The sequence below is a fragment of the Sulfuricurvum sp. genome, assembly GCF_049277495.1.
Classification (GTDB): Bacteria; Campylobacterota; Campylobacteria; order Campylobacterales; family Sulfurimonadaceae; genus Sulfuricurvum.
In genome coordinates, this window is the sequence record NZ_JBASYM010000038.1 from 54,139 (window position 1) to 61,258 (window position 7,120).

Below are 7,120 nucleotides of genomic sequence, written 5' to 3' on the forward strand. Positions count from 1 at the left end.
TTTTGAGGAGTTAGTTTAGCAGAATTATCTTTTACTCTCCGAGCGGAGAGTAATATAACTTGTTTTAGTTAAACAAGTCGCGCATTGCACCTTTATACCAGTCATGAGTTGCTTTCGCAAGACCGGATGAGCGGAATTTATTATTCGCTTCATCCCCTTTTGGAACGCTGCCTTTTGATCCGATAACCGGTCCGGCAACCATAAATTCATGATTAACCATGATCGCTTCTTCCGGATTTCCGTTGACCATAGAGTAACAGACGTTCGCACTTTTGTACGGAAGTGACGATGCAACACTGTATGATTTACCGTGCAATACGTGAGCAATCTCTTTTGCACACTCTTTTCCTGACCAAATCGCTGTTTGTCCGCTTGGAGGAATTGCATGTCCGACTACGTCACCGACCGCATAAACAGCTGCATCGGTTGCTGTTTGGAATGAAACCGGTTTCTCTGCACTGGTAGCCATTTTAACTTTTTTGAATCCATCCGGAGTTGTCGCAACACCTGCCATCTCGACGACCGGATTAGACATATTATGCGGGATAAGGTTCAATACACCGTATTTAGCCGTATGGGTAGTTTTTACCCCTTCGACATCATCTTTATCTTTGAATACCGTTTGAACGTAAGTGATCTCTTTTTTATCAAAATCGACATCGGTAATTTTACAATTGTCACGATGTTCAACAGCACCATTGTTAACATCAGCCCACGCTTCTTTAAACGCAGCCCCTTTTGCAATGGAAGCCGTTTCATTCAGAATAATCACTTTACCGCTCAAACCTTCGTTTTTCATGTGGTTCGCAATCATACTTGCACGCTCGAAAGGTGCCGGAGGACAGCGGAATTTTCCTGCCGGAACAGTGATAACGACATCACCCTCATCCATATTTTTTACCAGACGATCCAATGCAACGTGTTCACCGCCAGGGATCAATGCACCCGGAGCAACGCGGCGTGCTTTTGCAATTTTGGCATCCGACCATGTCGGGAATTGCCCTTTATAGTTATATTCAATTCCTGGAGCAAGAACAAGGATATCATATCCGACACCGCCTTTAGACGTGTGAACCACTTTTGCTTCACGGTCGATGCCGGTAACGACCGCCGTCAACATTCCGTATCCGTTTTTCTCAATTGCTTGTGAATAATCGTGTGTCAACGTACTAAGACTTACCCCTTTCAAGCCTCCAAGATTAGCGTTAGAAAACGGGCATGACATAAAACTATCGTTCTTCTCAATAATAGCAACATCAAAACTTGGGTCGATTTTTTTCAACTCTTTTGCAACCGTCAAGCCGCCCCAACCGCCACCGATAATTACAACTTGATGCTTACCAAGCATTTTTCCCGAAGCATTTTTTGCACTCGGAGTTGCACCTGTGGCCGCTGTACATCCGGTTACGGCTGCTGCCGCTACACTTAGTCCGGCGAATTTAAATAAGTCGCGTCTTGAAATGTTCATAATGAGTTCTCCTTCATCTTTCAAGTATAAGATTTTTGTATCGGTCGGCAGTGTATCAGCGTCAACCTTAAGCATTTTTAAATATAATTTTAATTTATCTTATCAAAAGTATTACCCACCATTTTATCTCACATAATTATCACACAATTTCCTCAAAATCATCGATAAATGGCTCTTTTATCACAAATTTGACAAAAAAAATTTCTCTATTGCAGATTAAAAATTGTCTTTTCGTGTGATACAAATGTGATGATTTAAACGATGTCACCTTAAAGTACAAAATGGTATGATTAACTAAATAATTTGGAGTGGGAGGATAAAAGTATGCATATTAACAATTGCCAGAGCTTAGAAGAGGTACGTCAGTATATTGATCAACTCGACGATCAAATCGTTGAACTTATCGCTGCCCGAAACGGCTATGTCAAACAAGCGGCCAATTTCAAACACTCGATCGAAGAGATAAAAGCAAATGAGCGAATGGAAGCGGTTATGGATCGTGTACGCTCTAAAGCCATGGAATTCGGCGTATCTCCGAATCTTTTAACCAAACTCTATAAAATCATGATTGATGAGATGGTCGAAGCGGAGATTTCAGAATTTCAGAATGCCAAATCCTTATAAGGAGGAATCCTCCTATGAATTTTTTGGATTTTGAAGACCCCTATATACTCTTATATTTTGTACCGTTTATTTTTGGCATCGTTTATATTTTGGTCAGTTTTTTTGGAGAGCGGGGAGAATAGTCGGGTCTCTCCCATTCGACTTAAAATCGGGTCTCTTCTCCTCGGCAATACGCCATAACCACTTTTCCCTGCAGCGTTTCATTTTTATAAAGACTGTGATGATGGGGTACTTCCGTCGTCTGGGCCGGATCAAAAAGAATAAAATCTATACCGGATCCTACCCTGATTTCACCTGTACTTATCCCGATTTGCCCACCCGGAGCACGGGAAGCGACATCCACCAATTTTGGCATAGTGATGACATTCGTCGAAATCAAATAGGTATACAATAACGGCAAATACTCGGCGATAGACGTTGTCCCCACATGAGCATCATAGAATGTGATATCTTTATGGATATCAGAGTTTGGCTGGTGCAGCGATGTCAGAGAATGGATATCCCCACGGATCAGTGCATCGATAAGTGCACACCGTTTCGACTCATTCACCAGCGGCGGATTGATTTTAGCGTCAGTATCAAATCCTACGCATGCCGAATCATTTTTAAAAAGATGATGAATCGCAACTTCGCATTCTACCTCCACTCCCGCTTTGCGTGCTTCAGCGATCAACGCGATGGATCGAGGTTCGGTAACGCTCTTAAAGACGATCTTAATCCCGAAATAGCGTGCGATTTCTATCATCGAAGCAATATGGACAACTTCTGAGAGCGGTGATATTCCCGGCAATCCAAGCTGTGACGCTATTGCGCCGTCAGCCATTACGCCGCTTTCAATAAAGCTTTTCTCTTCTGCTTTATAGAACAATGCTTTATTCGCCATCTTTAGATACTGTGCGATTCGGCTGATCAGATTGTAATCGGCAAGGGTCGACGTATGGACTGCACGAGAGCCTTTTTTCAGCATAATCGCGATATTGCTGAGTGCCCCCGATTCATTCAATGCACTCACAGTACTCTCAATCGTTGCACCATGCGGCAAAAAACGATGTTGTTGAACAAACTCCAGCGTAATTTCATTATCGATGCGAGGGGTAGAATCGCTTGCTAAAATTGCAGTCGTTACACCACCGCTGAGCGCACGATGAGAGAGTTTTTCAAGATTCGTCCGATTCAGCTGGGAATCTTTTAGCCGTACATTCGTATCCACAAGGCCGGGAATCAAATAACACCCATCTGCCGCCATGATCTCATCGCCCGTAAGATTTTCACCGATCTGGGTAATCATCCCCTCATCGATCCGAACATCTAAACGTCGTTCCCCGTTGATATCACAGATAATTGCGCCCGATATGATCATAATCGCTCCCGTTAGGTATAATTACGCAATTTTAGTCTATCAAACGTTAAAGGTACCTCTAACAGGAAAGGAAACTATGATCAAAATCATCTTTTTTTTAATTCCGTTAGCCCTTTTTTCTGCACCGGATTTATATAAAGAAGGGAAAAAACTCTATTTTTCCAAAGGGTGCAGCGGATGCCACGGCGTCTCAGCCACCGGATCGAACCAATATCCCTCGTTAGCCTACCGTAGAAAGCCGTTTTTGGTCCATAGGCTCAAAGGGTTCCGTGACAAAAAGGTCAGCTCACAGCTCTCCGAGCTGATGATTCCGTTCGCGCTTTCCCTCAAAGACAGAGAGATCGATGCGCTCACGACATTTTTAAGCGAATTTCACGAGAGTGGAAGTACGTATAAAAGTGATTACGATACAAAAGGAGACGGCGGTTCATGAAACTTCTGGTCAGCGCACTTGAGCACTCTGCCAATATCCATTTATCTTATTTAGCCAAAGAGCTGGGAGATGACGTAACATTAACTGGAATTTTTGACCGTTCATTGGGAGAGAGTATCGTTGATCTGCGCTCCACATCGGTGATGGGATTTGTCGATGCCATCAAGAAACTCCCTTTCTTCTTTCGTCTGAAAGACCAAATGGTGGAACTTGCAGCGTCAGCCGATAAAGTATTGCTGATCGACTCCTCCGGATTCAACCTCCCTCTGGCCAAAGCAATCCGTAAACGCTATCCCGAAAAAGAGATTATCTATTATATTCTTCCCCAGGCATGGGCATGGAAGAAAAAACGTATTCCGGTACTCGAAAAAACCATTACGAAACTCTGTTCGATCCTGCCGTTTGAGCCCTCCTATTATTCTCCCGATGCCCCTATCGAATATGTCGGGCATCCGCTGCTCGATGAGATCACAATCCGCAAAACCGATTTAACCTCGACCGGAAAAATCACCTTTATGCCCGGAAGCCGTCCGGGAGAGATAAAACGGCTCATGCCGATTTTCCGAGAACTGCGTCCACTGCTCGATACCCGCGCACTTATCGTAATCCCGCCCCATTTCACCACCGAACAAATAGCGGAACTTTACGGCGATATCTCTACCTTTGAAATTACCCATGAAGCACATAAGGCGCTTGCTGAATCAGATTTTGCCTTTATCTGCAGCGGTACGGCAACCTTAGAAGCGGCTCTTATCGGAACACCGTTTATCCTCACCTATATTGCCAAGTCATTGGATTATACGATTGCCAAAGCACTCGTCAAACTCGATTACGTAGGGCTGGGAAACATTCTGTTTTCTCATGCCTACGGCCGATCTCTCCATCCTGAGTTACTCCAAAACGAAGTGTATGCTCAAAATCTGTATAATGCTTATAAAGAAATGGACAAAACCGCTTTTTTTAACGACGCCGGACGTCTGCGTGAGCTATTGGGCCATGGCAGTGCGGCGCGTGTAAGTACAATTATCAAGGAATATAATGCTTAGAATTTTTTCATGGGTCAAATCTGCTGTTCGCCGTTTCACGGATGAGAAGATTATCCCTTATACTTTTAGCCTGAGTGACGATCCGATGCTTTTTCGTGATCTTCTGCAAACCAACAAAATGTATCAAGACGGATTAAAGCTGGAAGGGAAAATTCCGGGGTTTCGGATGAGTATCGGCAGAAGCTATCTCGTATTTATCGCGTTGTGGCATATCATTTTGCTTCCGGCTGCAGCCGTATTCCATAAAATGCTAGAAAAAATAGACTGCCATCTATTGATTATTATGTCGATTCTCTTTACCGGAATGTTTTTCGCGACCTATGCCATTTTTAAAGAGTATCTCATCGATACCGTAGCCCTGCGTATTATTCGAAAAGCATGGGAAAATCACTTTCCCCACTTTGATTATGGTTTGCATGCCAGAGAGGTATCCAAAATCTATGCCGAGGCATTGGAAAAAGAGATTCCGCATAAAAATCTGCAGCTTTATATTTTAGACCGGCTTGTCACGACAAACAAATAATTTATTTGTTTGTCCAGCGTCTACTTTTTATTTTTCCCCAAAACTCCCATAAAAGTCGGGATATTTGCCGCACCGTCATAGCGGCCGATTTTCTTTCCGGATGCATTCAGAAAATGAAAAGTCGGAGTACCGATATACCCCAGTCCATCCGGAATAAAATCGTTGTGGATATCAATATGTACCGGAACAAACGATTTTTCAACTTCGCTTACGATCATTTTTTCTTCGAAAACGACATCCGTCATATATTCACACGCCGGACAATCTTCTTTCGATAACATGACCATCACATTTTTTTTCTCTTTTTTGGCTTTGGCCAATGCCGCATCGTACGACGGTGCCCAGTTAAGTTCTGCGAATGCGCATGATGCCATAATAGACAATGCTAAAATAATTTTCCCCATTATAAAGCTCCTAAATGATTGATGAATTCCTGCGGTTCTTTAAAGCCGACGATGTCGGCACTTTTTTGACGTGTTCCCGTTTCATCAAAAAATAAAATGGCGGGAGGGCCGAAGATACCGAATTTGGAACTGATTGCTTTGGCCGCATCGTCATTGGCCGTCAAATCAACCTGGACAAGAACATACTCATCCATTGCTGTTTTCACCGTTTCGTTACTAAAGGTCTTGGACTCAAACTCTTTGCAGGCAGTACACCAGTCAGCATAAAAATCGACCAAAACTTTTTTCCCTTTGTTCTCCGCCAAAATCGCATCCAATTCTTCAAGGGAGGTAATTTTCACAAATTGTTTATGCGTCTCTTGCGTTACTGCAACTCCCCCTTTGGCAGGCAAAAACGGGTCAAGGGGATGAAGCGCATTGGTTGCACCGGCCATACCGCCCAAAAGCAATGACATACCATAGAGTAAAATGATGATCCCGAGCGCTTTTTTATTGGCTCTATGACATCGGATACAGCGTCCCCGAATCTGTTCCAAAGCGCCGATATTGATAGCGACGAATACGGCCAGTGCCCCCCAAAGCATCATGGAGATGTTTTCATCGAGAATACGGCTGATCATCCAAATCGAAATACCAATCAGCATTACCCCGAAAATCGATTTAATATTGTCCATCCAAACACCGGGGCGAGGCATAAACTTCCCGGCACTGGTTCCGATCGCAATCAGAGGAATTCCCATACCGATACTCAGTGAAAAGAGCGCTACCCCGCCAAGGAATGCGTCTCCGGTTTGACCGATATAGATCAAAGCACCCGCTAAAGGTGCGGCAACACACGGTCCGACGATCAAGGCCGATAAAAAGCCCATAATCGCGATACCGATGACTCCGCTTTGTGATCCGCTGATTTTGGTAATTTTAGACTGGATTGCATTAGGAATCTGAAGCTCGAACAGATCGAACATCGACATCGCCAAAACTACGAAAATCAAAGCAAACAGGGTAATAATCCATGGAGTCTGAAATGCTGCCTGCAAATTTGCACCGAACAGTCCCGCTAAAATACCGGCGATAGTATAGGCAACCGCCATAGAGAGAACATACACGACCGAAAGCCAGAATGCCCGTTTCGTCCCCAGTCCTGTCCCCTGAGCCATAATGACCGAAGAGATGATCGGAATCATCGGAAATACGCACGGCGTTAATGCCAGCAGCAATCCAAATCCAAAAAAGCTAAAAATAATAAACCAGATACTCCCGCC

General features: G+C 43.9%; 8 protein-coding genes. 4 read left to right on the forward strand and 4 right to left on the reverse strand.

The window, feature by feature from the left end; genetic code table 11:
• Positions 1-64 precede the first annotated feature (64 nt).
• Complete coding sequence (locus WAO38_RS07615) at positions 65-1,468, reverse strand: FAD-dependent oxidoreductase (RefSeq protein ID WP_422235884.1); 1,404 nt, start codon at positions 1,466-1,468, stop codon at positions 65-67.
• Between the two features lie 324 nt (positions 1,469-1,792).
• Here WAO38_RS07615 and WAO38_RS07620 point away from each other — a divergent pair, with 324 nt between their 5' ends.
• Complete coding sequence (locus WAO38_RS07620) at positions 1,793-2,092, forward strand: chorismate mutase (RefSeq protein WP_422235885.1); 300 nt, start codon at positions 1,793-1,795, stop codon at positions 2,090-2,092.
• A 142-nt stretch (positions 2,093-2,234) separates the two neighbouring features.
• Here WAO38_RS07620 and WAO38_RS07625 read toward each other — a convergent pair whose 3' ends face one another.
• Entirely contained in the window at positions 2,235-3,452 is a 1,218-nt protein-coding gene (locus WAO38_RS07625) for a dihydroorotase (RefSeq protein ID WP_422235887.1), read from the reverse strand.
• 76 nt (positions 3,453-3,528) lie between these two features.
• On the opposite strand from WAO38_RS07625, the gene WAO38_RS07630 reads away from it, so the two are divergent.
• Genes WAO38_RS07630 through WAO38_RS07640 form a run of 3 tightly spaced genes read left to right on the forward strand, consistent with a single transcriptional unit; the run spans position 3,529 to position 5,454 of the window.
• Positions 3,529-3,885, forward strand: coding sequence for a c-type cytochrome (locus tag WAO38_RS07630; protein ID WP_422235889.1), 357 nt, complete (start codon positions 3,529-3,531; stop codon positions 3,883-3,885).
• A complete protein-coding gene (gene lpxB, locus WAO38_RS07635; RefSeq protein WP_422235891.1) occupies positions 3,882-4,931 on the forward strand; it encodes a lipid-A-disaccharide synthase in 1,050 nt (349 codons plus the stop codon). Before WAO38_RS07630 ends, lpxB begins: the two co-directional genes overlap by 4 nt.
• Entirely contained in the window at positions 4,924-5,454 is a 531-nt protein-coding gene (locus WAO38_RS07640) for a hypothetical protein (protein WP_422235893.1), read from the forward strand. The genes lpxB and WAO38_RS07640 overlap by 8 nt, the downstream gene beginning before the upstream one ends.
• A gap of 20 nt (positions 5,455-5,474) precedes the next feature.
• On the opposite strand, the gene WAO38_RS07645 is transcribed toward WAO38_RS07640, so the two are convergent.
• Together WAO38_RS07645 and dsbD are read right to left on the reverse strand one after the other, a co-directional pair.
• Entirely contained in the window at positions 5,475-5,858 is a 384-nt protein-coding gene (locus tag WAO38_RS07645; protein ID WP_422235895.1) for a thioredoxin family protein, read from the reverse strand.
• Positions 5,858-7,120, reverse strand: a 1,263-nt coding sequence (gene dsbD / locus WAO38_RS07650) for a protein-disulfide reductase DsbD (RefSeq protein ID WP_422235897.1), incomplete at its 5' end; no start/stop codon positions are given. The genes dsbD and WAO38_RS07645, both read right to left, overlap by 1 nt.

Bases quoted from the DNA above. Each gene is read 5' to 3' on its own strand.
- WAO38_RS07615 (WP_422235884.1), bottom strand. From the start codon at position 1,468: ATGAACATTTCAAGACGCGACTTATTTAAATTCGCCGGACTAAGTGTA.
- WAO38_RS07620 (WP_422235885.1), top strand. From the start codon at position 1,793: ATGCATATTAACAATTGCCAGAGCTTAGAAGAGGTACGTCAGTATATT.
- WAO38_RS07625 (WP_422235887.1), bottom strand. From the start codon at position 3,452: ATGATCATATCGGGCGCAATTATCTGTGATATCAACGGGGAACGACGT.
- WAO38_RS07630 (WP_422235889.1), top strand. From the start codon at position 3,529: ATGATCAAAATCATCTTTTTTTTAATTCCGTTAGCCCTTTTTTCTGCA.
- lpxB (WP_422235891.1), top strand. From the start codon at position 3,882: ATGAAACTTCTGGTCAGCGCACTTGAGCACTCTGCCAATATCCATTTA.
- WAO38_RS07640 (WP_422235893.1), top strand. From the start codon at position 4,924: ATGCTTAGAATTTTTTCATGGGTCAAATCTGCTGTTCGCCGTTTCACG.
- WAO38_RS07645 (WP_422235895.1), bottom strand. From the start codon at position 5,858: ATGGGGAAAATTATTTTAGCATTGTCTATTATGGCATCATGCGCATTC.